The organism is Halocella sp. SP3-1 (genome assembly GCF_003953885.1).
Taxonomy (GTDB): Bacteria; Bacillota; Halanaerobiia; order Halanaerobiales; family DTU029; genus Iocasia; species Iocasia fonsfrigidae.
Genome location: NZ_CP032760.1, coordinates 2560409 through 2583842, shown reverse-complemented (window position 1 = coordinate 2583842; position 23434 = coordinate 2560409). Strand labels below are relative to the sequence as shown.

The window sequence follows — 23434 nt, the reverse complement described above, 5'->3', positions numbered from 1 at the left end:
TTTTTTGGGGGCATGGTCACCACCCATAGCATCAATTACTATTCTCATAGTCTATCCCTCCATTTGTGCAAACATAATAAATTCTCCAGAAAAAACAATTTCATCAGCATTATAAATGTTTACTTCAATAAAGTATTTATTATTAATTTTCTTTTTCACAACTGCCCTGGCTTTAATGTTATTACCGATCTCTACAACATTATGAAACCTGAGTTTAACACTACCAGTCAATACCGCTTTAGCATTAATAACTGCAACAGCCAGTGAATTGGCCTGAGCAAACAGATAATGCCCACGTACAATTTCACTCCTCTGTAAAGCCATCTCCTTGGTGGTAATAAGATGTGATTCAGCAGACTTATCCAGTTCAAGTGAAATTAATTCACCAATAACTTCGCCTTCATTAACAGATTTCAGTCGGGCATAAGCTGAAGCAGCTGACTTTGTCCTCTCCCTTACTTCAGGTATACCAAGCTCCAATCTATCTAATCTGACCGTCTGAATACTTACTCCAAATTTCTCAGACAATTCACGATCAGTTAATAAAGGATTAGCACTTAATGTCTTTTTTAATAATTTCTGTCTTTCTCTTTTGGATATCTTCATTTATGACCACCTATTATGACCTGGTACTAACACTGTCTCTTATATTATAAGCTATACAAGGTACTATTTCAAGAAAAAAATTATTTACTATATTATGATTACTATGAAAAAAGGTGACCACTAAACGGTCACCTTTTATAAATTCATCACAATTATTTTGCTACTACCTCTTTCCCTTTGTAATAGCCGCATTCTGGACATACCCTATGAGATAATTTTAATTCATGACATTGTGGGCATTCCACAAGATTAGGAGCATTTAATTTCCAGTGAGTACGTCTTTTGCGTTTGCGAGATTTCGAAGTTCTTCTCTTTGGTACAGCCATTTTTTACACCTCCTCATTATCTTTATCATCAAAAAGCTTTTTAAGTTTCGCCATTCTAGGGTCTATAATATCCTTTTCACAATCACATTCTCCCTCATTAAGATTTTGACCACATTGGACACAGAGGCCTTTACAGTCCTGAGAACAAATAGGTTTAATGGGGATGATTAATAATATGTGCTCTATTAAGATACTACTTATATCAAATTCACTAATATTATTTATCTCATCTTTCATTAGTTCTTCATTAATCTTAATATCTATCTTATATTCAAATCTCTCCAGACAACGTGAACATGTTAAGACAAGATTTCCTGCCAGGCTCCCTGTCAGGGTATAAGAATCTTCAGTATTATACATATCTAATTTAAGATCTAAGGGAAAAGGTATGCCTATCTCCTGTTCTCTATATGAAAGATCAGGGAGTTCTATCTTTCTATCAATACTTTTACGACTCCCCACTTCCTTTAGACTGCTTAAATCAATTAACATTATTAATTCCACCTTTAATTTGCGACCATATTTAATTATAAGAAACTTATATATACTTGTCAAGAACAAATTGGCCTACAGCTATCCATGTTTATAAAGCAGACACTATTTCCTGAGTATCCCGGGCAATCATCAGCTCTTCATTAGTAGGTATTACAAACACCTTGACACTGGAGTCTTCAGTTGAGATTAATATCTCTTTTCCTCTCGAATTATTTGCTTCTTTATTTAATTTTATATTGAGGAATTTAAGATTATTAATTACATCTTCTCTGGTTCTTTTTTGATTTTCACCTATACCAGCTGTAAATACAATAGCATCTACACCTCCCATAGCTGCAACATATGCCCCTACATATTTGGCAACCCTATAGTCAAACATCTCAAGGGCAATTTCTGCCCTTTTATTATCCTCTCCTGCTGCTGCTTCAACATCTCTTGAATCACTACTAATACCAGATACACCTAAAAGTCCACTCTTCTTATTCATTATACTATCCATTTCTGCCATCGTTAAACCCTCTTTTTCCATAACAAAGGGTATAATTGCTGGATCAATATCACCACAACGGGTTCCCATCATAAGTCCTTCTAAGGGAGTTAAACCCATACTGGTATCAATAGATTTACCACCATCTATAGCAGTAATACTGGCTCCATTGCCTAAATGACAGGTAATTATCTTTAAATCCTCAAGTGGTCTGTCCATTAAGGCAGAAGTCCTTTGGGCCACATATTTATGTGATGTTCCGTGAAATCCATATCTCCTGATACCATATCTCTCATAATATTCGTATGGCAGGGCATACATAAACGCCCTATTGGGCATTGTCTGATGAAAAGCAGTATCAAACACAGCTACCTGTGGTTTATCTTCTAACAGATCATTACAAACCCTTATACCGGTCAAATTATGTGGGTTATGTAAAGGTGCTAGATCAGAAACATCCTCTATTTCTTTAATAACCTCTTTATCAATTAAAATTGACGAAGCAAACTTTTCCCCTCCGTGTACTACCCGGTGGCCTACAGCATTAATTTCATCAATATCATTTAAAACTCCATGTTCTTCATTTAACAGGGCCTCAATTACCATTTTAATTGCAGCAGCATGATCTGGTATATCTTCTTTAATAACAATTTCTTCTCTGTCTGCAGGTTCATGTTCAAGAACAGAATCAGTAATACCAATTCTTTCAACTACCCCTTTAGCCAGGACTGACTCATTATCCATGTCTATTAGTTGATATTTTACAGAAGAACTCCCACTATTTAATACTAAAATTTTCATTTTTTTCACTCCCCGATTTTATTCAGCCTGAACTGATGTAATAGAAACTAGATTTACAATATCATCCACCGAACAACCTCTTGATAGATCATTGATTGGTTTAGCTATACCCTGTAATATTGGACCAATTGCTTCAGCATTAGCCAGCCTCTGTACCAGTTTATAAGCAATATTACCAGCCTGTAGATCAGGAAAAACAAGTACATTTGCCTTCCCGGCCACATCACTATCAGGTGATTTTGTCTGGGCAATAGAGTCAACCAAGGCAGCATCTGCCTGTAATTCTCCATCAATGATTAAATCTCCTTTTTCTCTGGCTATTTTTGTTGCTGCTACTACTTTATCTACATTATCATGTTTAGCACTACCCTTTGTAGAAAAAGAAAGCATAGCTACTCTTGATTCTAGCCCTAATAGAGTTTCAGCTGTTTCTGCTGATGAAGCAGCAATTTCAGCCAGCTGCTCTGCATCAGGAGCCGGATTTACTGCACAATCAGCAAAAAGAAAAACACCATCACTGCCATACTGGCAGTCCGGCACATTCATTATAAAAGCACCAGAAACTACTGAAATACCAGGTTTAGTCTTAATAATCTGAAAGGCAGGTCTTAATACATCACCAGTCGCATTTATGGAACCAGCAACCATTCCAGCAGCTTGATCAGTATGCACTAACATAGTACCAAAATAGAGGGGATTAACTACTTGTCTACTCGCATCTTCTCTTGAAATCCCTTTGTGTTTTCTTAATTCAAAAAAGATATCTGTAAATTCCTCAATTAATTCTGACTCTCCAGGATTAATTAAAACAGCACCATCAATACTTACCCTTGCTTTCTGGGCAATACTCATAATCTCTTCTTCTTTACCCAGGATAATAAGTTCCGCTAATCCCTCTTTAAGTATTGAGGCTGCAGCCTTAATTACTCTTGGCTCAGTACCTTCAGGCAGAACAATACTCTTTTTGTTCTCTCTAGCCCTTTTTTTAAAAGTAGTTAATAAATCCATTCACACATCCCCTTTTTATAAGTTTTTTCTCCCTAGTATAATTTGTATAATGATTATTTTTCTGATATCATTTATATAATACTACAATAACAGCAATTATCCTTTGTAAAATCAAAAGAAAAACTTATCAAAAAATTAAGATATATCAATCAATCTTATAAATAGGATTTAATTATTTAGTCAGGAAGTGGTTTATCGATGAATATATTAGGTATTATAACCGAATACAATCCCTTTCATTATGGGCATCTCTATCATTTAAAAAAGGCGCGGGAAATAACAAACAGTGATGGCGTTATTTGTGTTATGAACGGGAATTTTATGCAACGGGGTAGGCCTGCTCTACTGGACAAATGGGCCAGAACTCATATGGCTATCAAAAATGGAGTAGACTTGATTATTGAGCTACCATTAGTATATGGAATAAGGAGTGCAGAGTATTTTGCAAGAGGTGCTGTAGAACTACTCAGTAATACAAATATAGTTAAAAATATTGTCTTTGGTAGTGAAAGTGGTAATTTAAAACCCTTAAAAGAAATAGCCAGTATACTATTAAACGAAGATGAGTATTTTATTGAGAGGATAAAATCATACCTGACTACCGGTCTATCTTATCCACATGCCCGGGAAAAAGCACTTATTGACTTTATGAAACTGAAGGGTAGTAATAATTATCAATCTAACATTAAAGAAATTACAGAAATTATTATGGAACCAAATAACATTTTAGGAATTGAATATATTAAAGCAATATCTCAACTCAACAGCAGTTTAACCCCTCTGACTATTAAAAGACAGGGGCAAAATTACCATGCTAAAGCTATTAACAATAAGATTTCCAGTGCTACAGCTATCAGAGAATGCTTTCTTAATCAAGGCCTTTCAGCTATTACTGATTATCTTCCTGCAGAGAGCTATCAAATTTTGGAAAAGTGGGTTAAAAATCAAAAAATAGCAATGAAAAATGAGTATTTAGGAGCAATAATTTTAGCAACACTTAGGAAACTGAGACCAGATGACCTTATTGAATTTGCAGAAATAAACACCGGGCTTGAGAACAGGATATATGAGGCCGCACACCAGGCAGGTGATTTAGAAGAGTTAATTGAAAATATTAAAACCAGGTCTTTTACTAGAACCAGGATAGAACGCAATTTACTACATATTTTATTTGATATAAGACAGAGAGATTTTGAGTTTTTAGACAAAAAAGGACCCCAATATCTCCGGATACTGGGGTTAAATAAACAGGGTGAAAAAATACTTTCAAAGTTAACTGGTAAATCCTCACTGCCTGTAATAATAAAACCTGCCCGCTTTTTAAGGTCTATTAATACTAAAAGTAATGACCCCCTAATAAAATCACTTAGTTATGATCTTATGGCCAGTGATATTTATTCACTATTATATCCAAATAAAAGAGAACGTAAAGGTCACCGGGATTTTACAACACCACTGATAAAAGTAAAGTAAAGGTAATATTTAATTATTAATATTTAATTATTAAGTAAATAATTAATAGCATCACCTATGGTTTCAATAGAAACTACTTTCATTTTAGTAGCGGTTTTTTCTGCCGTTTCATAATTCTCTACTGGAACAAAGAATATTTCAGCATTATTTTCTTCTGCAGCAATAACCTTTTGTACAATACCATCTATAACACCAATATTTCCCTCAAGGTCAATTGTCCCAGTCCCTGCAATTCTCCGTCCTTTGGTAATATCCTCTTCCAGAAGCTGATTATATATTTCGAGGGCAAACATCCCTCCAGCAGAAGAACCAGCAATATTATCGGTTTCAAATATAACATTTCTTGGGAAATCATAAGAATAGTTTGTAAATATCATGACACCTATCGAAGCCTTACCAGGATTAGACTCTGTTTCAACTGTTTTCATAGTATAATCAATTTCTTTACCATCACGTTCAACAGTTATTTCTACATCTTCGCCTATCTGATGTTCCCGTATAAAATCAACTGTATCTTGGTCATCCTTGATAGGCTTGCCATCAACAACTATAATCACATCTCCTTGTTTCAATTTACCTTTAGCTGAACCATCTTCAAGCACCTGTTCAACTACTACACCATGCTTTTTTATTGTAATATCAAAACCTGCTTCTTTAAAAGCAGCAGCCTGGGATTTGAGCTTACTGTCTTCCATATACCTTTTCATAATTTTAAGATATTCGTTCATATCCATACCAGGTGGAATATGCCTCTCCATTGGTTCTATTTCTACACCCCTGGGTTTTTTTAATGAAACATATATAAGATCCCAGAGGGAAGCCGGCTGGGTTGAAACAGCAGTAAGCATAAAAGCCCCCCTGCTTTCATTTTTATAACCATTCTCAACAGTAACCATTGGTGACAATTCCTGGGCAATCCCTGGTGCCATAATCATCTGATTAGCAGGTATAAAATTAATTATAATAAAAAAAATAATTAATAAACCAAATAACTTGCTGGCTAAACCGTTCCTTTTAAACATTAAATCCTCTCCTTAATTAGCTTTATTAAATCAGGTAAAATATCTTCAACAGCACTATAACCAACCGATAGGCATTTATCTACCTGATCCAGGTCAAAACCTGAACAATCAGCTAAATCCGGTCTAATAATTATATCGGCAGCAAGTGTTTTATGTTTTTCCAGTTCATGCTGCATAATATCAAATGTATTAAATAAGATGTCAAAAATATTCTTTACACTATCATTGACTTTTTTTACTCCAACATCAACAGCAATCACAATATCTGCACCCATATCACGCACAGTTGAAACTGGGATGGTGTCTAAAACACCACCATCTACCAGTAAACGCCCCTTATGTTTAAAGGGCACATATATACCTGGAATAGATGTACTTGCTCTGATAGCCTTTGCCAGTGACCCCTCTTTTATAACTATGTGTTCTCCCTGTTCAATATCACAGGCAATAGCAGCAAAAGGAATATTTAAGTCCTCAATATTCTTACCCTGGGTTATCAGCTCCAGAAAAGACAAAAATTTATCCCCTTTAACAAGACCCTGGCGGGGGAAGGTTATATCGGTAATATGGTCCCAATCAATCTCACGGGCAAGCTCTTTGATGTATTTAACTGGTAAACCAGCAGCATAAACACCACCAATCAAACTACCTATACTACAACCAGCAATACAGTCTATGCGAATACCTTCTCTTTTTAATACATCAAGTACAGCCAGATGTGCTAAACCGCGGACAGCCCCTGCACCCAGGGCTAAGCCTATCTTCATTTCCTGATTTCTGTCCATTAATGTCCCTCCTTGTAATTTTAATGGACATTATTTTATTATTATATAGTAATATATACCAGATTGCAAAATAAAAATATTACATTACATAGCCTGTTATTGTTGACTGATAATATAATCAATAATTGCTTTTGCACTAGGTGGACAACCCTTAATATTCTTACTAAAACCTGATGTACAATTACCAATACCAATACCTGACTCTGAAAGTCCTTTAAACCCCTGGCCGATAAATATTTTTTCTTTTGGTTCTATGCCTTTTTCTTCTAAGCGTTTTAAGGCATGAATTAAACTGCCGTAACAGGCAGAACAGGACTTATCCTCTGTTACTTTTCTGGCAAGTTTTTTTACCAGAGTGGAATGATAAAAATCTTTATCTGATTTGTATCCTGGATTATGTTCAATAATCTCTGCTTCTTCTAGGTTAGAACTGCCAATACCAATTTCATTTGCAATATCAATATATGATATATCATTTTTACTATAACCAATCAATGCTGCACAATATGTATCAATTAAAACAGGGTCCTGTCCAATAATAATCCTATCCATCTGGACAGGGTTACCACCTTCTTCAAATGTAAGATCGCCAATTATTCCATCAACTATTACCAGCTTGCTCTCCAGGACTTTATTTAAATACGCAATAGGTTGATGTAAACCTAGACGGTGAAATCTCCTTTTTTCTGGATCCGGTATACACCCTTTCAAATTTTTCAGGGCACAGGTCAGGTGTGTTTGACAGTGGGCTTTGAGAACCGGCAGGTTGATTAAATAATCAATTTCTAAGGCCTTTTGACATACCTTTAGTGATAGGCCTTCAACATCGATTTTTTTATATTTGTCTTTTTTTAAATCTATTAAAGGTATCTTATATTTTCTGGAAAGTTCATTATAACCACAGACTTCAAAGGCTTTTTCAGTACTGGCACCTACCCAGGCACCTTCCAGAATTACTATATTATTATATCCATTATCCTGCAAATACCTGATAATACCCTCTACTAAATCTGGAGAAGTTGTTGCCCCTTTATTTGAAGGGCTTGGCAGTACAAGATTAGGTTTGATTCCAATCAGGCTATTTCTTTTGTCAATATCACTTGCTATATTCAGTTTATCCAGCAGGTCATAAACCATATCCTTAGCTTTGTTTCCATATTTAATATGTAGCTGTCTCTTTTGCATAAGTATCACCCTTTAATAATTATATCTTTTCTAATTTTATAAGGCAAGATATATATAAAGCTTAGGCTTTAAGACCCATTTCAAAGAATTATAATTTATTTTGAGAAAAACACCCCTTCCAGGCAAGACGGGGTGTTTTTATTACTTTATTATTTTACTTAAAAAATTATTTATTATCCAGAATGATTATTAATCCTTCTTGATATTCAAGCGGTTTATTACCAATCCAGTCAGCAATTTTGGATAAAAATCCGTTGATTTTTGCGGCATTCTTTCATTTTCATCTGCAATATTTTTCACTTCAGCTACTTTTGTTGGATTTAAAATAAAAGCAGCCTGATAATTTCCTTCTGCTAACTTATTTAAAGCAGTTTCACGATAACGCACATAATCTATATTACTTTTAGCAGCAAGAGCCTGTTCATCAATACCCAAATATTGTTCCAGGATTACCTTATGAAGAATAACAACATCAAGATTCTTCCAGTATGCTGAACGTTCTGCAAGAAATCTCTCCATAATTGTATTATCTTCAAGCCTTAAACTATAATATCTTTGATCTTTCCTGGCTTTAAAGCCAAAAATATGTTCTTCATTATCATCCAGGACTGCAAATAAATCATCCTTATGATCATACTCCTGAATTATAAAATCTTTACGGGCTTTTTCTATAAAATCCTCAATTTTAAAATTGCTAAGGCCATAGAGCATTCTATGTGTTGCCAGTATGTTTAATCCCGGATCATCTATGTTTATAAAAGTCATTAATCTATGATTAAACCCCTCATTATCTGTAGACTGCCATCCTTTAGCATAGCATTCATTTCGATAATTAACAGCAGTTTGATAGCGATGGTGACCATCAGCAATATATAGGGTCTTATCCATCATAGCTTCTTGAATGTTTTTAATTATTACCTGGTCAGTTATCTTCCAGAGTAGGTGTGTATTACCATCTTCATCATTAACTTTGATAGCAGGAGAACGTTCTGCTACCCCCTTATCCAGCAGTTCCAGGATCGTTTTTTTAGGATCTGAATAGAGCATAAAAATATGCCCAAAATTTGCTTCTGTAGCCCTTATAAGATTTAACCTATCTGCTTTTGGTCCTTCAAGGGTATTTTCATGGGCCTTGACACCCTCTTCTCCTTCCAGTTTACCTAGACCTACAAAACCCTTTCTGGTATATTTCTTACCCTCAACTTTGTATTCCTGCCAGTAGGCATAAAATCCAGGTTCCTTATCCTGTACCAGGGCATCTTCCTTAACCCATTTATTCAAATAACTGGCAGCTGTCTGATACCTATCCTGTTCCCCCTCTTCCCTGGCCAGAATAAGCCTTACTATATTATAATCACTCTCTTGATAATAATAATCCTGCTTGTTTTGATCTATTTTATCATAGGGTTGAGTAACTATCTTATTTAAGTCTCCTACTTTCTCCTCATTATAACAATAACCTTTAAATGGATAAACTCTTGCCACCTATAATCTCCCCCTGATTAAATGCTAATTATTTTTTGATAAATATTCAACCATACAATAACATAATAATAAACCTTAGTCAAGTTCTGGATTATTATGCTTAGTATTTTAGAGCATATAAAAAATAGTAAAGAAATGGCAGATGCTGCCTGCTAGAACAAAAAGGTGCCAGATAGCATGATTATACTTAATCCTTCGGCAGGAATAAAATATCGTTCCAACTGTATAAAATCCTCCACCAATTATCAAAAAAATAATACTTTTGTTATTTAAAGCCGTTAATAAAGGTTTAATAGCAATTATAATCAACCAACCCATCAATATATATAAAACAGTAGAAAATAATTTAAACCTATTAATCCAGAATATCTTAAAAATTATTCCCAGGATAGCCAGGCTCCATACTATACAAAAAAAAGTCCATCCCAGAGTTCCCTGTAAAGCAATCAGAGTTAGGGGGGTATATGTACCAGCAATAAGCAAAAATATAGATGAATGGTCAAATATCCTGAATATTCTCTTTAACTTTCCTGCTGGAAAACTATGATAGAGGGTAGATGACAGATATAAAATAATCAGGGTACTACCATAAACTGTAAAACCAATTATATGCCAGGTATTGCCGTAATGATTAGCAAATACTATCAAAATAACAAGAGCAGCAATTGCCAGTCCCAACCCAATCCCATGAAGAATAGCATTAGTAATCTCTTCACCTTTAGAGTATTTCATTTCATCACTCATTTTATCTTCTCCTTTAAAATTATATTATCTCATTACTTACATCCCTACAATCTAAACAACTCTATTATATTTTATCATATTTTAAGTTTTTCATATAATTCTTGGTCTAGATTATAAACATCATCACGGTGTTGTATTATACCATTTTCATCAACCCATGATGTCAAATATACTAAATATATCGGGATTTTCTCTTTGAGATTAATAACCTTTCTTTTATTGAGTCTGATAATTTCAGCTACTTCTTCCTCATCCCAGTCCTTACCCAGTAAACAGGATGCTAAAGAAAATGGTTTTTCTACCCGGATACAGCCATGGCTTTTGGCCCTGTCAGGATAATTAAATAAATACTTATATGGTGTATCATGCAGATAAACCTGATAACTATTTGGGAAAATGAATTTAATCTGTCCCAGGGAATTGAATATTCCAGGCTCCTGACGTAATTTATAAGTAAACTTTTCAGGGGAAATGTTGTGCCATTCTATACTCTCTGGTAAGACTATTTTACTATCATTATGCCAGCTTTCTAAAATTTTTATTTTATTCCTATCTAAATAAGCAGGATCATTCTTTAATTTGGGTAATATTTCGTATTTGGCGATATTATCAGTTATTTTCCAGTATGGATTTATTACTATATATTCTATTTCATCCCTAAAAAGTGGACTTTGATTATTTTTATCCCCAACAATTACTCTTGATTCAAATATACTGGAATAGTCTTTCATAACCTCTAATTTAAAATCAGGGATATTAATTACTATATATATATCTTCCCTCTTTTGGGGAAGCCATCTTAAACGATCCATATTTATTTTTAACTGCCTGATTCTCTCTTCAACACTTGTATTTAAAGCAGTCAGGGTTTTTTCATCCAAAATTTCGCTTGCAGGCAAACCATGTCTTAACTGAAATAAAGCAACTGCTTCTGCTAATTTATCATCAAATAATAACCCTGCATGATTGTTCTCAGGTTTAAGATCACCTGATAATAAAAGCCTTTCTCTTAAGTCAAGAACTGCCTGATGACAAACACCTTTTTTTAACTCAATTTTGTCACTAATAAGCGGCCAGCCGCCATCATTAAATATCTTTAATAAGCGCTTTAAAGCAAGCTGCATTCTGGCATAAAGCGGTTGTATTGGATCAAGATTTTTGATTGTTTCCCTTAGATTATCTGTTTCAAGCGCATTATTTAGTAAAACAGGGAGGTCTATTTCTTGATACCCTAGATCATATCCCTTATGTTTACTAACACCATATAAGAGGTCATTACTGAATTTAAAATATATTTCAGTTAGTAGTAGTTCGAGCTTAAGCAATCTATCCAGCTCCACTTTATCATTATTTATATCAGCTTCAAGGCCTTTAATTAAATAATAAAGGTAGGTATAGGCATAATCATCTGGATTTAAACCATTTTGATAAGAATTTTTAATAATTGTAAGCAGATCATAAGTAATTTGATATATTCTCGTTTCCTTACACCAGGCAGGTTGATAATTTCTTAGTTTATAAAAGCCCTTTAATAAGTCAGAGTTAATCTTATCAATCCTTTTGAAGGCTTCAATATGGTTATTACCATGTATTCCCATTCTCTGAATTATCCTGTCACTTAATAATTCTGCTTTGACAATATAGTTTAATAGAAAAACATTTACTATGATGAAGAAAATAAGCATTAAAAATACAATCTTCTTCATTTTGTTACCCCCATATCTATCTATATTATTATCAGCCTATAATATTTTTATTAAGATAGATATGGAGGTATGTTTTATTTTAAAGCCTTTTTTTAAGCAAATCCCTTATCTGTTTTTTACTTAATTTTACAGGGTTATTCTTTATCCCGGCCTTTTCTATAATCCGCTCTAAATCGTTTTCACTAATTCCATATTCACTCAGACGAGGGATAGCCAGTTTATCTATCCAGTCCCTGAGTTTATTAACCAGAATTTCACAGTACTTATCTCTATTCATTAAAAGGGATAACTCATTTTCACAACTACTAAATAACACCCCTACCCGGGCATATTTCTGCAGATATTTATCTGCTTCACTACCACCTTTCTCTTGTAGTAAACTAATATTTAATGCTGTTGCTTCAGCCAGGAGTGTTCCACAGACAACACCATGGGGTATATCAAAAAAACCACCAATAGGAGAAGCCAGTCCATGAACAATCCCCAGGCCTGCATTAGCCAGTGCAATACCAGAAATAAGTGAGGCATAAGCCATTTTTGATCTGAGCTCCAGGTTTTTCAGCTGGGACGTACTGACAGGTATTATTGCTTCGACAGCATATTTTATCCCTTGATATGTAAGTGAATCTGTTAAGGGAGAAGCCTCAATAGAGGTATAAGCCCCTAAAAGCTGTGTTAAGGCATCCAGACCACTGGCGGCTGTTATATCAGCCGGACAGTTAAGGGTTAATTCTGGATCGAGTAATGCTATATCAGGAATAAAGTTATCATGGCGCAGAGATTTTTTGAAACCATTATCCCCTATCCTACTTAAAACTGCGTTTTTGGTGGCTTCACTCCCAGTACCAGAGGTTGTTGGTACAGCTATAAACGGTATTTTTTCTCCATCATGAACCTTCCCTGCCCCTACCCCCTCCAGATAATTCATTACCGAATCTCCTTTAGTCAAGAGGGCTGAGACCGCTTTGCCTGTATCAAGAACACTCCCCCCTCCAATAGCTGCTACTGAATTTATAGATTTGTTCCGATATTTACCAACAATTTCGTCAACCAAGCCAGGTGATGGTTCCCCTTTTACACTTTCAACAAAAGGATTAATAGATTTCTCTACCAGCATATCCATTAAAGCCGCTAATCTACCGGATTTTTTTAATGATTTACCACCAGTAATCAACAGGACACAGTCTCCATAATTCAATACTAAGTCAGCCAGTTTTTTAAAATTACCAGCTCCAAACTTAATGGTTGGTACCCCTGCAAAGTCAAATGAATTTATCATTGGCCTGCATCCTTAGGTGTTATTACATCATATTTGATTCCCTTACGTGGTGCTGCCATCCACTCAGCAACAGTCTCCCGCCATTTTAAATAATGTGGAGTCTCTTTATGAGCAGAAACAGCATCTTCTGATTCATAAACCTCATATAAAGTAAAATGCCCCAGCTCTTCTTTGCTCTGTAGAACATCAAAACGATAATTACCTATTTCTTTAATAGTATTGTAATGATTTTCAATTGTTGCTTTTTTAAAGCCTTCAATATGTTTTTCTTTAACATAAACCTCCACTACATAGGCAAGCATTATGTAATACCCCCTTAAATATTAATCTTTATAATTATTTTAACACTTTTATTATGCAAATCAAAGTATATTATCACACATTTAATTAATCTTTCATAATATAATAGCAAAATTGAGTATAGGAGGAAAAAACATGACAAAACCCGGTAAAATCACTGGAAAATGTGGTGATGTATTTGTAGCCAGTGTCATCAATCAAAAGGCTGTAAATAAAAGTGCACAACAAATATTGGTAGCCTTTGCTGTACAATTCTTCATTGAACTTGAAGCCCTATTTGGATTTGCCACTAACCAGGATAATGATAAGTTAGTTGGTTAGTTAATTAATTTAAAACTAGTATTCTATTAATATAATGGAAAGGAGTAGTAACCTTGAAAATCAAACTTGAAAAGGATGGTATTAAGTTAAATTCAAATAAGGATGATATGTTAGGAATAGATATGGCAGACCCTTTGAATATCGATGTAGAAGGTCATGGTATTGAATCAGGAATTAATCCCAAAATAATTAAACCTTCTGATGCAGTTGAATGCCTGTCTTCTGCTAATCAGGAAGAATGCAGAGAAAAGAAACTAGCAATATTATGTTCTCTATTTGATGATTTTATCTAGACCAAATCCATGACTTTTTTAAAAAGGAGGTAAGAAAATAATGAGTGATGTATTTATAGCCAGTGTTATCAATCAAAAAGCTGTAAATAAAAGTGCACAACAAATACTGGTAGCCTTTGCTGTACAATTCTTCATTGAACTTGAAGCCTTGTTTGGATTCTCTACCAATCAGGATAATGATGAATTATTAGATCACTGTCACTAATAAATAATTTGGGCCTCTTATTTAACATAAGGGGCTCCTAACTTATTTACAAACTATACTATAAATATGTTTTAACAGGAGGTTTTTTTATGTCAGATCAAAATAATAGTTATAATGTGACCGAAAAAAAGAATAGTATCACCGATGAGCAAAATAGTATTCAAAAGAAACAAACAGATACAAGTGACCTTTTCATGCAATCAGATATAGTAGATCAAATTAACTATAATCAACAATCTAACATGACTATCTCTGCTTATTCGGTAATAACTCAGTCTTTTTCAACAGTTAAAATTAATGTTTCTAATAACTAAAAAGGATTGGAGGAATAAAAAATGTTAAATAAAAACTGGATTATGATCTTAAATAAAAAGGCAGATAATGATGTTCCTTCTTCTATCAGAATTACCAGAGAGGGAAGAGTATTTATTGATGCCCAAGAATATGATGATAATGACCCTAGATATAGAAATTTTAGTATTTCTGTGGAAAAAGATAGTGATATTAATATGGGGGAAGATACCAGGAGATTACTAGAATTACAAAAAAATTCTAAACCTGGAGAGCGTAAAATAGCAAAAGATATAGCTGACAAAAACAAAAAAGAACAAACGATAGTCAAGTTTTAGAGGATAGGGGGATAGTATTGTGAATCAAAATCAGCTTAATGATGGTAGGGTTAGAACCCATAGTCTTAATAGTTCAGACAAAAAAAAAGGGAGTCCCAAAAGTATAGTTAAGGCCGGTGATTATAAGATAACCATTAATAACAATGTTCGTAATATAAACCCATTTGATTTAATGAAACAACTTTATAGTATAGGTCACAACAGTAATTTAACTAAAGAACAAAAAGAAGAAAAATTAAAGAAAATTATTAATAATTACATGGAGTGATTTACTATGAATAAAAAAAAATACCTAGCCCTTAATTTTTCCAACCAGGGCAACTTATGCAATGCCAATAAAACCATTTTATGCCAATACAACCTTGGTACTATTTTAGGGTTAGGTTTTCTTAATCAATCAGATTCATCTGTTGAGCCTCCTTCATTAGATGAAATTTTAATCTCCATCTTTTTGAATAAGGAAGGCGAAATAGAAATAAATGGTGTTAATAATATTAATGACGATAATATCTATATATATACTGACAAAAAAATAACTAAAGGATAATATATTTTTAAATTTTTTAAATTATTTTTGTTTATTAAATATTTATATAAAAAGGGTGATTTACATGGTTAAGGAAAAGTCAAATAGTAATACAATAGAAAATACTTCTGCTAAATTTCTAATTAATGCTTCAAACCAGGCCAATTTAACAGACGTTAATGATATATCAGCCTACCAGATCAATTCAGTATTTATATTTATCGACCCATATAGATTAGAAAATTTCAAAATAGAAGGTGCACCTGAACTTGAAGTTGATATGGATGAAAAAGGTCATGTCTGGATAAATGCCCAGGAATATGAATTAATTGAAATTAAACCTGGTATATCTATTTTTGGTATTGTAAAACACAAAAAGGAGTAATATTAATGAAAGACAATATAAAAAATTATGAGGATCTTCTAGAAGTCGATGATTTAAAGTTATATAAAAAAATATTAAAAGAAATAGAAAAAAACAAAGATTTTTATTCATCAGCTAACCCTATCGAATTTACAAATTCTTTACTTGAAAACTGTCATATTAATAAAAAAGATTTATACAATATAATTAAAATAATAAATTCTAGTAACTCAAAATAATCCCATTTTAGTATATATTTATATTCTAAAATGGTTTAATCTCTTATCTGTAATTAATAATTTAAAGATAAAATAATTCTTTTACTTTTCGTACTTTTTACACCCCAAAACAGTCCAGAGACTAAATATTATTATTACAATAAAGAAGATAAACAGTAACCAGGGAGTACCGGATTTAAAATAAGAGATATTATTAATAAACCATTTTCCTAAAATACTAATTAAAATTGATAATACCCCCATAATAATTAAATTTAATCCAACCCATTTTGTTAATCCCTGTTTATCTTTAGTTTTTTCCTCATCATAGCCAGCGATTATTTTTGTTAAGTTATATTTCCAGATGATAACCCCTAAAAAAAACAAAATTGCACCAATAATAAAAATAACAATTAACATTAATAAATTCCTCCACTTTTAATGTTATTATACGCCTTAAACGTAACTTTCATTCTCAATTGAAAATAGGTATTAGGAAAATTTTTAATATCATAAGTAATTATTACATATTTTTAGCTTTATCATAAATTGACTTTTTGTTTTTTTCTGTTAATACTTTTTCGATTATAAAAGCAATGATAATGACCACAAATATATTTACGACAAACCTTATTATCGTAAATTTCCATCCCATAGAGGAAACTTCAAAAAGTAATAATGGTATTCTGATACTAGCACAGGAACATATAAATATAAGGACATTTGCTATCTTACTGCCTTTTTTCAACATCATTCCTGCGACCGGTAATAAGGCATATAGAGGAACTGCCGTAGCCACTCCTAAAAGGAAAGCTACAAAAATACCTTGAAGACCCGACTTCTCTCCCATAATTTTTATCATAGTCTCTCTATCTACCCATACATCTAACAGTCCAATACAAATGAAAATAGGTGTCAGCATAAACAAAAAGTTGATGAAGTTTTTACCTGTAAAAATCAGGGTATCCTTTTCTACCTGTGGATAGAAAAACATTGTAAACAGATTAATTGCTACAACAACAAGAAAAAAAACGTATTTTTTAATTATTTTCTTCATGACAACACCACTCCAATGATAAAAGCTACGGGAAAAGCAAACAGAAAAAACAAAGAGTTCCGCAATAAGGTAACTTTTTTTCCTAAGAATTTAATTTCCAGAGGTATTGTCACAAAACCGACGGTGGTAAGTGTAGAAATAAAAACTGCTATTTGCATTAATCCTGCACCATTCTTCATTAATTCTGAAGCAATGGGAAAAGCAACTAAAACCGGAATTAAGACAATAGCTCCAAACACTGAAGAAAGAATCATACCTTTAAAACCTGATTCCACACCAATAATACTCTGTATAGTTCCTGAGTCAAAGACCGCAAGTAAAAGACTAACAAGAAATAGGATGGAGAGGAGTTGTGGGAGTACAAACAAAAAAATATTCCATGCCTTTTTTAAGGCCAGTTTAGTTTTTATTTTATCTTTTCTAAACGATAAGATTAATAAAATAGCTGTTAGAATATACAGGAAATAAGTAAAAATAGAGTCCATGCTTTTCTTTATCCTCCCTTTATTCATAGTAAAATATTTTCAATATTATGTAATTTGTGAAACTGAACCATTTACAGCCCGTTTGTTCATAAGATAAAGCAGAAATGATGACTTATAGCAGTTTCCATATTAACCATCTGTTTTTCTAAAAGTTTTATAACAAAGTTTCTTTAATTATTTAAATTTCTCCAGGCCATTTCCATTGTTTTAATCTTTTGATTCAGAAATTTTTTATAGTCTGGAGATTCCCAAAATGGTTGTTCTTTAAATAATTGCTCAAAACGTATAGTTAATGTCTCTTCAGTCTTACGGGAATACTGCTTTACAAAATCCTTTACTTTCATTACATATCCTGCTTCAAATTGTAAGTTGTCTGGATTGATATATCCAGCTTTGATAGCAGCATTAGTCTTATGAACACATTTACAACTGCCATTTTTATTTAATAAGCTGCACCTCCCATCTAAATAAGACTTCAATTGGCTCCTGGCTCTTGATAATAACTTTCGATAATATACCGGACTAATTCCCATTATTTCTCCAGCAATTTTTGAATTTGTAGAAAAAACAGACCCCAAAATAAAAGCTAGCCGCTGTTTTCTGTCAAGACAAAGACAAAAATTGCAGCATATACCAGCCTAAACCAGGTTGAAAGCAAAGAAATGTTTTTGTTCACTGGTTTTAGCAAAATATAAAGTCCCCAGGCTACCACTATATCAAGAATAAGCACAATAAAAAAACTAAAAATACTAAAATGAAACAACCCTTCTGAAGCTAAAATATTGCTGCATTGCCAACTCTCTCATAATAATTCATTATGGATACTCCTTTTCTGTACATATACAGTCACAGTATATCAGATAACCTCTCATAAAACTTGATATTTTTTGCAAAAATAGAATAAGAGTACAGCTACGATTACATCTCATCTTTTTCCCCATTCCAATTTATGTCTGTGCCAATTGAGGAACCTTAAACTCTTTTCCTTTCAGGCTAAAACTACCCTGTACAAAGAAAGGGTCATCATCCATAATAGGCTCACTATTAACCTCTATTCCCATCTTATCAGGTGTAAAATGAAACCTGATCAGTTCAAATTCTTCTGTAGTCAGATAAACAAGAATATCAAGAAATTGAAAATTATCTTTACTTAATATATCAAAGACATGTAAGGTCCGGTCTAGTACTTTACATATAACAACAATCCCTTTGTCTTCAATATACCATATGCATTCCTTGTAAAAATTCACTAAATACCACATCAAGATATGGGTATAATCTGATATATCAAAAATATTACTTAATGGGATATTTCCCTGAGATCTGTTCAGAATTATAGTCAGATCGTCTTTGTCTTTTAAGTTCATTTTTCTGGCAGTACCTTTATTCCGAATAACTGGTTTCCTAGCTGTATATTTGTATTCTATTATACGGCGGAAACCGAATTTAGGGTAAAAATCTATTACCGAATTATTTGCCGAGAGAAAGAACAGGTCACATCTATCTTCATATTCAGCTAGTACTCTTTCCATCAAGCATCTTGAAAGCCCTTTTCCTCTATAATTTTTTAAAGTACCTACAGTGGCTAATTGAATTGCATTTTTTAAACTACCATCTATAAAAACTTTCATTTTTGATATAGAAACATTTGAAATCACCTTTCTATTATCAACTAACGAATAGCAAATATATTTGTCATTCCAGAAACCATATTCATACCATTCTTTAAAGGAGATACCAAAAACCCCCTGTGAAAAATCAAAAAAACCATTTCTCAACCACTCAATATTTTTATAGTCAACATACAGCTTATATTCCATATAATAATAACCTCCATTTTTAAATTGCTATAAAAATCTCTCTAAAATAAATTTAATTCCCTTTCCTCCATAAAAAAAGATCTGTAAAAGAACATACTGTTCCCTTACAGGTCTTTGAATCTAAACCAGAATAGATAATATAATAATATCAAAAACATACTATAAAATATAGTTATTGTTTTTCCGTAATTATTATATATTGATATAAAACAATTGCTCTTAACAAAAAATAGGAATAAGAACAAAAAGGATATACTAACCCCTTGGCTACAAAATTCCAAATTTATTAAATTAGCTGCTAGGTTAAGAAACAACTATTTTCATCTACTAATTCTCCTTATTTAAATTTGCTAATTTTTATTATAGACTACATAGAATAATATGTCAATATTTATAAGTAAAAATTTGTTAATTTATAACTATAAACAAAGTTACGCCCATTCGGAAAATCCCCCTATATTTCGCAATCATTAGTGTTCCGAATGAAGCCATGGTTGTTATTATAGTCAAAAATATTGGTGAGCCTGTTATCTGGGGAACCTTATCTCTTAACATATAAATAAAATTTTTGCCATAGGGTTTTTTGATATTATCCCAGAGGTTCCCCTTTGCATAAACACTGGTCAGGAATGAATCCCCCTTTTTATTCAGAAACCTATTTCTGATATCTTCAGGTAAATCTACTATTGTTAGCAAAGTTGATACTTTCATAATCTTACTTTTCTCAGAAAAAAGCCTATAAAATAAAGCCGCTGAATCACTTAAATATTCATGCTTATACCCTTCTTCTTTAAGCCTGTTGATTATAGCAGGTAGAATTCCTGCCTGATTGGGAGTTCCTGTAATTTGATCAGTAACAGTAACAATTTCATCAATACCGGCCATATAAGACAACTGCCCCATTTCAATAATATTGTCATTCAAACGCTCAAACTGCTTAAACAATTCTCCTTTATCAATATTATGATAGACTGGTGGATTATCGATGAAAGCATTTATGCCTGTTTTCCTTAACTCTTTTAATCGCTTTTTTTGAATACTTTCAGGTGGTAGATAATCAGTTATCGTACTTACACTTATCATCTAACTCTTCTGCTAAATTATAGGTATCCAGCAGATTATTAGTCATATACATAACCGCATCATTACTCATATCGTATTTATCTGAAATATCATCCATAACTTTAATGGAATCCAGACCCTGAGGCTCTATTTTCTTGAGATTCAAATATACATTGGTCTTCTCACCATACCATCCCATGAAAATGCTTATTAATAATATCAGTATTATAACTGGATATTTCTATCGGTTAAAAAATACTGCTGACCTACCAATTATCTTAAACTTCCATTCTTAACTGTTTTTGTTTTTCCTTGCTTATTCACCCATAGATATAAAATAGAGGGGAGAATAAAGAAAACAGCCAGCATAATAGTTAAGATATCTATACCCATAGTAATACCAAGTTCTACTAACAGACCTAAAGAGCTGATTGTCAAAGCAAAGAATGCTGCTGAGGTAGATTTGTAAAATGTATGAATCCTCGTCATTACTGGATTCATAAAATATTTAAGCTGACTGACTTCCTCCAGGAAAAATGATATAATATAGTTAAATTTGATAAATATACCAACTTAAAGGGGGAGGCTAAAATTGTTTACTGAATTAATCAAATGTCTACCTTATTATTATATTTACAAATAGGTAATTGAATAAGGAACTTACTGCCTTCACCGTACTTACTATTTACTAAAATATCACCACCATGATTTTTAATTATCCCATAGCTTATAGATAAACCAAGTCCTACCCCTTGCTCATTTTTTGTAGTAAAAAATGGATCAAATATATTGTTTAGATATTGCGATTCTATACCTGTCCCTGAATCATTAAACTCAACTTCTATTTGATTTCTTTCAGAAGAAACTCTAACTATTATTTTAAAAATATCACCTTCATTCATAGATTCAAAAGCATTTAGAACTAGATTAATACAGACTTGTTGTAACTGGTTGAAATTTCCCATTACAAAAGGTGTTTTTTCTGGATATACTTTTTCAATCTTAAACTTATTATAATTCTTTTGATATTGACATATTTGTAAGGAAAGTTGAATTACCTCTATTATATTAACAATACCAAACTCTGATTTTGATTGCCTAGAAAAATTCAACAGTCCTTGTACTATTGATGCAATTCTTTTTGTCTCATTCTTAATGTTTTGTAAATAGCTTTGTTTAGTGTCATTACTTTCATCATATAAAATAGTTTCAGTATAATTAATAATACTACTTAAAGGATTATTAATTTCATGTGCAATTCCTGCTGTAAATCTCCCTATTGAGCTCAATTTATCATTTAATAATATTTGGTTTTCTAATTCTATTTTTTTCGAAATATCTTCAAGAATAATAACTGCACCATAAATTTCATGGTCACAATTTGTAAGGGGATATATTCGCATATTAAAAACATATGTCCTATTAGAAGTTTGATATCGAAAATCTTTTTTTACATAGCTGCCTTCTTCTTTGATTATTTCCCAAAATTCATCGTTGAAATTATTAAAACCAGGTAATTTGTTTAATTTTTTTCCTATATATGTTCCTTTTGTTATTTGAAACAACTCAACCATAGCATTATTTAAAGACTTTATCTCACAATCATAATCTATAACAATCATACCTTCTTTAATACTTTCTAATATATTTTCTTGAAATTCCTTCATTTGATAAAGATTATCCCTTGATCCTTTATAATAAACTACCATTTGGTTAAAATTTTTAACTAATTCACCAAGTTCATCATTACTTTTAAAATCTACTTGTTTATCTAAATTACCCCGTACTATTTCATTAGTAACCTCTGACATTTTTTTTATTGGTTTGGTAAACATATTTGACATAAAAACAATAATTATAACTGATAAAATTAAATTATAAATAGTTATTTGATATACAATTGATTTAGTATTATTAATTTTATTTACTGTATCTTGAGTTGATACTCCAACCAATAATTTTCCACCATTACTACCATTTAAAGGAAATGAATGATAAGCAAAATTATATGGTTCCTTTTCAATATAATATCCTCTAATTATTTTATCCTGTTCACCATTTTTTTTAAAAAAAAGATCTGATAATAACGCTTGAGGCATTGTACTTGCTAAAAACTTATTATTTTCTAACAATGCAATATTTACATCCTGTTCAATCTGTAGTGTTTCTAAATAATCTCCAGTAATATATTTTTTTAATATTAATATCCCTACCCTACTACCTTTCCAAATTATTGGAGCTTGAGCATGTAGAATTAATTTGTTATTATTACTAATGAAAAAAACATTTTCTCTTTTATAATTTATCTTTATATTATTTTCAGGCAAAAATTTTACGATCCTTTGTTGATTTTGAATAGATATTATAACATTACTATTTTCTTTAATACTTCGAACTTCAACCACATCAAAATCCAATGCTAAATTAAATAAAAGACTACTACTAGAAATAGAGTTTTTTAATTGTTCTTCAACAGCTTGATCAAAATAATTATTATATTTAAATAGCATATAAGTTGGCATGGCTATTTCTCTTGAATTTGCAAAGGCTTTCACCTTATTAGCATAATTATTTTTTAAATCCTCAAGTTGATTCATAACTTCTTGTATAGTATTAATTATTTTTGAATCAGCTTCTTCATAACTCTGAATTTTAAAATTATTACTTATAAAATAAACAGTAATTATCATAGGGATCAATACAATAATAATAGTAATTAATATTAACTTTGTTGTGATTTTCATACCTATAT

General features: G+C 32.1%; 33 protein-coding genes. 10 read left to right on the top strand and 23 right to left on the bottom strand.

Annotation, left to right across the window (positions count from 1 at the left end; translation table 11 throughout):
• Window positions 1–51: 51 nt before the first annotated feature.
• The 5 genes from fapR to pta all read right to left on the bottom strand — a co-directional run bounded on the left by fapR (window position 52) and on the right by pta (window position 3723).
• Window positions 52–606 (bottom strand): transcription factor FapR, encoded by a 555-nt coding sequence (fapR, locus tag D7D81_RS12365; RefSeq protein WP_125990419.1) that lies wholly within the window; start codon window positions 604–606, stop codon window positions 52–54.
• 152 nt (window positions 607–758) lie between these two features.
• Window positions 759–932 (bottom strand): 50S ribosomal protein L32, encoded by a 174-nt coding sequence (gene rpmF, locus D7D81_RS12360; protein ID WP_125990418.1) that lies wholly within the window; start codon window positions 930–932, stop codon window positions 759–761.
• A 3-nt stretch (window positions 933–935) separates the two neighbouring features.
• Window positions 936–1424, bottom strand: coding sequence for a YceD family protein (locus tag D7D81_RS12355; RefSeq protein ID WP_125990417.1), 489 nt, complete (start codon window positions 1422–1424; stop codon window positions 936–938).
• A gap of 91 nt (window positions 1425–1515) precedes the next feature.
• A complete protein-coding gene (locus D7D81_RS12350) occupies window positions 1516–2715 on the bottom strand; it encodes an acetate/propionate family kinase (RefSeq protein WP_125990416.1) in 1200 nt (399 codons plus the stop codon).
• An 18-nt stretch (window positions 2716–2733) separates the two neighbouring features.
• The gene (gene pta, locus D7D81_RS12345; protein WP_125990415.1) at window positions 2734–3723 is read right to left on the bottom strand and encodes a phosphate acetyltransferase; all 990 of its coding nucleotides are present in this window, start codon (window positions 3721–3723) and stop codon (window positions 2734–2736) included.
• 198 nt (window positions 3724–3921) lie between these two features.
• Between pta and D7D81_RS12340 the strand changes: the two genes are divergently transcribed.
• On the top strand, window positions 3922–5196 hold the full coding sequence (locus tag D7D81_RS12340; RefSeq protein ID WP_125990414.1) for a nucleotidyltransferase: 1275 nt from the start codon (window positions 3922–3924) through the stop codon (window positions 5194–5196).
• A 23-nt stretch (window positions 5197–5219) separates the two neighbouring features.
• On the opposite strand, the gene D7D81_RS12335 is transcribed toward D7D81_RS12340, so the two are convergent.
• The 8 genes from D7D81_RS12335 to D7D81_RS12300 all read right to left on the bottom strand — a co-directional run bounded on the left by D7D81_RS12335 (window position 5220) and on the right by D7D81_RS12300 (window position 13704).
• Window positions 5220–6218 (bottom strand): YlbL family protein, encoded by a 999-nt coding sequence (locus D7D81_RS12335; protein ID WP_125990413.1) that lies wholly within the window; start codon window positions 6216–6218, stop codon window positions 5220–5222.
• On the bottom strand, window positions 6218–7003 hold the full coding sequence (locus D7D81_RS12330; protein WP_286169655.1) for a patatin-like phospholipase family protein: 786 nt from the start codon (window positions 7001–7003) through the stop codon (window positions 6218–6220). Before D7D81_RS12330 ends, D7D81_RS12335 begins: the two co-directional genes overlap by 1 nt.
• A 96-nt stretch (window positions 7004–7099) precedes the next feature.
• The gene (locus D7D81_RS12325) at window positions 7100–8188 is read right to left on the bottom strand and encodes a DUF362 domain-containing protein (protein ID WP_125990412.1); all 1089 of its coding nucleotides are present in this window, start codon (window positions 8186–8188) and stop codon (window positions 7100–7102) included.
• Window positions 8189–8377: 189 nt separating this feature from the next.
• The gene (locus tag D7D81_RS12320) at window positions 8378–9673 is read right to left on the bottom strand and encodes a DUF1015 domain-containing protein (protein WP_125990411.1); all 1296 of its coding nucleotides are present in this window, start codon (window positions 9671–9673) and stop codon (window positions 8378–8380) included.
• A gap of 108 nt (window positions 9674–9781) precedes the next feature.
• Complete coding sequence (trhA, locus tag D7D81_RS12315; RefSeq protein WP_205739209.1) at window positions 9782–10417, bottom strand: PAQR family membrane homeostasis protein TrhA; 636 nt, start codon at window positions 10415–10417, stop codon at window positions 9782–9784.
• Window positions 10418–10491: 74 nt separating this feature from the next.
• Window positions 10492–12123, bottom strand: a complete 1632-nt coding sequence (locus D7D81_RS12310; RefSeq protein ID WP_125990410.1) for a L,D-transpeptidase family protein — start codon at window positions 12121–12123, stop codon at window positions 10492–10494.
• Window positions 12124–12202: 79 nt separating this feature from the next.
• A complete protein-coding gene (locus D7D81_RS12305; RefSeq protein WP_125990409.1) occupies window positions 12203–13402 on the bottom strand; it encodes an iron-containing alcohol dehydrogenase in 1200 nt (399 codons plus the stop codon).
• Window positions 13399–13704 (bottom strand): antibiotic biosynthesis monooxygenase, encoded by a 306-nt coding sequence (locus D7D81_RS12300; RefSeq protein WP_125990408.1) that lies wholly within the window; start codon window positions 13702–13704, stop codon window positions 13399–13401. The genes D7D81_RS12305 and D7D81_RS12300 overlap by 4 nt, the downstream gene beginning before the upstream one ends.
• A gap of 133 nt (window positions 13705–13837) precedes the next feature.
• Between D7D81_RS12300 and D7D81_RS12295 the strand changes: the two genes are divergently transcribed.
• The 9 genes from D7D81_RS12295 to D7D81_RS12260 all read left to right on the top strand — a co-directional run bounded on the left by D7D81_RS12295 (window position 13838) and on the right by D7D81_RS12260 (window position 16279).
• A complete protein-coding gene (locus tag D7D81_RS12295) occupies window positions 13838–14023 on the top strand; it encodes a hypothetical protein (protein ID WP_125990407.1) in 186 nt (61 codons plus the stop codon).
• A 53-nt stretch (window positions 14024–14076) separates the two neighbouring features.
• Complete coding sequence (locus D7D81_RS12290; protein WP_125990406.1) at window positions 14077–14316, top strand: hypothetical protein; 240 nt, start codon at window positions 14077–14079, stop codon at window positions 14314–14316.
• 40 nt (window positions 14317–14356) lie between these two features.
• The gene (locus tag D7D81_RS19575; protein WP_164522246.1) at window positions 14357–14521 is read left to right on the top strand and encodes a hypothetical protein; all 165 of its coding nucleotides are present in this window, start codon (window positions 14357–14359) and stop codon (window positions 14519–14521) included.
• A gap of 89 nt (window positions 14522–14610) precedes the next feature.
• On the top strand, window positions 14611–14835 hold the full coding sequence (locus D7D81_RS12285) for a hypothetical protein (protein WP_125990405.1): 225 nt from the start codon (window positions 14611–14613) through the stop codon (window positions 14833–14835).
• A 21-nt stretch (window positions 14836–14856) separates the two neighbouring features.
• The gene (locus D7D81_RS12280) at window positions 14857–15150 is read left to right on the top strand and encodes a hypothetical protein (protein ID WP_125990404.1); all 294 of its coding nucleotides are present in this window, start codon (window positions 14857–14859) and stop codon (window positions 15148–15150) included.
• Between the two features lie 19 nt (window positions 15151–15169).
• Window positions 15170–15418: a hypothetical protein gene (locus D7D81_RS12275; protein ID WP_125990402.1), complete on the top strand. Its 249-nt coding sequence runs from the start codon at window positions 15170–15172 to the stop codon at window positions 15416–15418.
• 6 nt (window positions 15419–15424) lie between these two features.
• Window positions 15425–15697 carry a hypothetical protein gene (locus D7D81_RS12270; RefSeq protein WP_125990400.1) on the top strand — a complete coding sequence of 91 codons (273 nt, stop codon included), beginning with the start codon at window positions 15425–15427 and terminating at the stop codon, window positions 15695–15697.
• 64 nt (window positions 15698–15761) lie between these two features.
• Window positions 15762–16061 (top strand): hypothetical protein, encoded by a 300-nt coding sequence (locus tag D7D81_RS12265; protein ID WP_125990398.1) that lies wholly within the window; start codon window positions 15762–15764, stop codon window positions 16059–16061.
• Between the two features lie 5 nt (window positions 16062–16066).
• Window positions 16067–16279 (top strand): hypothetical protein, encoded by a 213-nt coding sequence (locus D7D81_RS12260; RefSeq protein ID WP_125990396.1) that lies wholly within the window; start codon window positions 16067–16069, stop codon window positions 16277–16279.
• 81 nt (window positions 16280–16360) lie between these two features.
• Here the strand turns inward: D7D81_RS12260 and D7D81_RS12255 are convergent, their stop codons facing one another.
• The 10 genes from D7D81_RS12255 to D7D81_RS12210 form a co-directional block, all read right to left on the bottom strand.
• Window positions 16361–16678, bottom strand: a complete 318-nt coding sequence (locus tag D7D81_RS12255; RefSeq protein ID WP_125990394.1) for a DUF3784 domain-containing protein — start codon at window positions 16676–16678, stop codon at window positions 16361–16363.
• 103 nt (window positions 16679–16781) lie between these two features.
• Window positions 16782–17315: a permease gene (locus tag D7D81_RS12250; protein ID WP_125990392.1), complete on the bottom strand. Its 534-nt coding sequence runs from the start codon at window positions 17313–17315 to the stop codon at window positions 16782–16784.
• On the bottom strand, window positions 17312–17800 hold the full coding sequence (locus D7D81_RS19925) for a permease (protein WP_125992122.1): 489 nt from the start codon (window positions 17798–17800) through the stop codon (window positions 17312–17314). Before D7D81_RS19925 ends, D7D81_RS12250 begins: the two co-directional genes overlap by 4 nt.
• Window positions 17801–17970: 170 nt before the next feature.
• Window positions 17971–18333 (bottom strand): hypothetical protein, encoded by a 363-nt coding sequence (locus tag D7D81_RS12240; protein ID WP_164522244.1) that lies wholly within the window; start codon window positions 18331–18333, stop codon window positions 17971–17973.
• A gap of 53 nt (window positions 18334–18386) precedes the next feature.
• Window positions 18387–18530 carry a DUF4386 family protein gene (locus D7D81_RS12235; RefSeq protein ID WP_286169650.1) on the bottom strand — a complete coding sequence of 48 codons (144 nt, stop codon included), beginning with the start codon at window positions 18528–18530 and terminating at the stop codon, window positions 18387–18389.
• 217 nt (window positions 18531–18747) lie between these two features.
• On the bottom strand, window positions 18748–19620 hold the full coding sequence (locus tag D7D81_RS12230) for a GNAT family N-acetyltransferase (RefSeq protein ID WP_125990386.1): 873 nt from the start codon (window positions 19618–19620) through the stop codon (window positions 18748–18750).
• Window positions 19621–20028: 408 nt separating this feature from the next.
• Entirely contained in the window at window positions 20029–20703 is a 675-nt protein-coding gene (locus D7D81_RS12225; protein ID WP_125990384.1) for a hypothetical protein, read from the bottom strand.
• Entirely contained in the window at window positions 20678–20881 is a 204-nt protein-coding gene (locus tag D7D81_RS12220; protein ID WP_125990382.1) for a hypothetical protein, read from the bottom strand. The genes D7D81_RS12225 and D7D81_RS12220 overlap by 26 nt, the downstream gene beginning before the upstream one ends.
• 74 nt (window positions 20882–20955) lie before the next feature.
• A complete protein-coding gene (locus D7D81_RS12215; RefSeq protein ID WP_205739207.1) occupies window positions 20956–21171 on the bottom strand; it encodes a hypothetical protein in 216 nt (71 codons plus the stop codon).
• Window positions 21172–21290: 119 nt separating this feature from the next.
• Complete coding sequence (locus D7D81_RS12210; protein ID WP_125990378.1) at window positions 21291–23426, bottom strand: sensor histidine kinase; 2136 nt, start codon at window positions 23424–23426, stop codon at window positions 21291–21293.
• Window positions 23427–23434: the final 8 nt, after the last annotated feature.

Coding starts and splice junctions, on each gene's coding strand:
- D7D81_RS12240 (WP_164522244.1), bottom strand. CDS start 18,333: ATGGGAATTAGTCCGGTATATTATCGAAAGTTATTATCAAGAGCCAGG.
- D7D81_RS12355 (WP_125990417.1), bottom strand. CDS start 1,424: ATGTTAATTGATTTAAGCAGTCTAAAGGAAGTGGGGAGTCGTAAAAGT.
- D7D81_RS12230 (WP_125990386.1), bottom strand. CDS start 19,620: ATGGAATATAAGCTGTATGTTGACTATAAAAATATTGAGTGGTTGAGA.
- D7D81_RS12335 (WP_125990413.1), bottom strand. CDS start 6,218: ATGTTTAAAAGGAACGGTTTAGCCAGCAAGTTATTTGGTTTATTAATT.
- D7D81_RS12260 (WP_125990396.1), top strand. CDS start 16,067: ATGAAAGACAATATAAAAAATTATGAGGATCTTCTAGAAGTCGATGAT.
- D7D81_RS12295 (WP_125990407.1), top strand. CDS start 13,838: ATGACAAAACCCGGTAAAATCACTGGAAAATGTGGTGATGTATTTGTA.
- D7D81_RS12330 (WP_286169655.1), bottom strand. CDS start 7,003: ATGGACAGAAATCAGGAAATGAAGATAGGCTTAGCCCTGGGTGCAGGG.
- D7D81_RS12285 (WP_125990405.1), top strand. CDS start 14,611: ATGTCAGATCAAAATAATAGTTATAATGTGACCGAAAAAAAGAATAGT.
- rpmF (WP_125990418.1), bottom strand. CDS start 932: ATGGCTGTACCAAAGAGAAGAACTTCGAAATCTCGCAAACGCAAAAGA.
- D7D81_RS12350 (WP_125990416.1), bottom strand. CDS start 2,715: ATGAAAATTTTAGTATTAAATAGTGGGAGTTCTTCTGTAAAATATCAA.
- D7D81_RS12215 (WP_205739207.1), bottom strand. CDS start 21,171: ATGACGAGGATTCATACATTTTACAAATCTACCTCAGCAGCATTCTTT.
- D7D81_RS12225 (WP_125990384.1), bottom strand. CDS start 20,703: ATGATAAGTGTAAGTACGATAACTGATTATCTACCACCTGAAAGTATT.
- D7D81_RS12305 (WP_125990409.1), bottom strand. CDS start 13,402: ATGATAAATTCATTTGACTTTGCAGGGGTACCAACCATTAAGTTTGGA.
- trhA (WP_205739209.1), bottom strand. CDS start 10,417: ATGAGTGATGAAATGAAATACTCTAAAGGTGAAGAGATTACTAATGCT.
- D7D81_RS19575 (WP_164522246.1), top strand. CDS start 14,357: ATGAGTGATGTATTTATAGCCAGTGTTATCAATCAAAAAGCTGTAAAT.
- D7D81_RS12310 (WP_125990410.1), bottom strand. CDS start 12,123: ATGAAGAAGATTGTATTTTTAATGCTTATTTTCTTCATCATAGTAAAT.
- D7D81_RS12325 (WP_125990412.1), bottom strand. CDS start 8,188: ATGCAAAAGAGACAGCTACATATTAAATATGGAAACAAAGCTAAGGAT.
- D7D81_RS12300 (WP_125990408.1), bottom strand. CDS start 13,704: ATGCTTGCCTATGTAGTGGAGGTTTATGTTAAAGAAAAACATATTGAA.
- D7D81_RS12270 (WP_125990400.1), top strand. CDS start 15,425: ATGAATAAAAAAAAATACCTAGCCCTTAATTTTTCCAACCAGGGCAAC.
- D7D81_RS12220 (WP_125990382.1), bottom strand. CDS start 20,881: ATGGGATGGTATGGTGAGAAGACCAATGTATATTTGAATCTCAAGAAA.
- D7D81_RS12250 (WP_125990392.1), bottom strand. CDS start 17,315: ATGAAGAAAATAATTAAAAAATACGTTTTTTTTCTTGTTGTTGTAGCA.
- D7D81_RS12280 (WP_125990404.1), top strand. CDS start 14,857: ATGTTAAATAAAAACTGGATTATGATCTTAAATAAAAAGGCAGATAAT.
- D7D81_RS12210 (WP_125990378.1), bottom strand. CDS start 23,426: ATGAAAATCACAACAAAGTTAATATTAATTACTATTATTATTGTATTG.
- D7D81_RS12340 (WP_125990414.1), top strand. CDS start 3,922: ATGAATATATTAGGTATTATAACCGAATACAATCCCTTTCATTATGGG.
- D7D81_RS19925 (WP_125992122.1), bottom strand. CDS start 17,800: ATGGACTCTATTTTTACTTATTTCCTGTATATTCTAACAGCTATTTTA.
- D7D81_RS12265 (WP_125990398.1), top strand. CDS start 15,762: ATGGTTAAGGAAAAGTCAAATAGTAATACAATAGAAAATACTTCTGCT.
- pta (WP_125990415.1), bottom strand. CDS start 3,723: ATGGATTTATTAACTACTTTTAAAAAAAGGGCTAGAGAGAACAAAAAG.
- D7D81_RS12255 (WP_125990394.1), bottom strand. CDS start 16,678: ATGTTAATTGTTATTTTTATTATTGGTGCAATTTTGTTTTTTTTAGGG.
- fapR (WP_125990419.1), bottom strand. CDS start 606: ATGAAGATATCCAAAAGAGAAAGACAGAAATTATTAAAAAAGACATTA.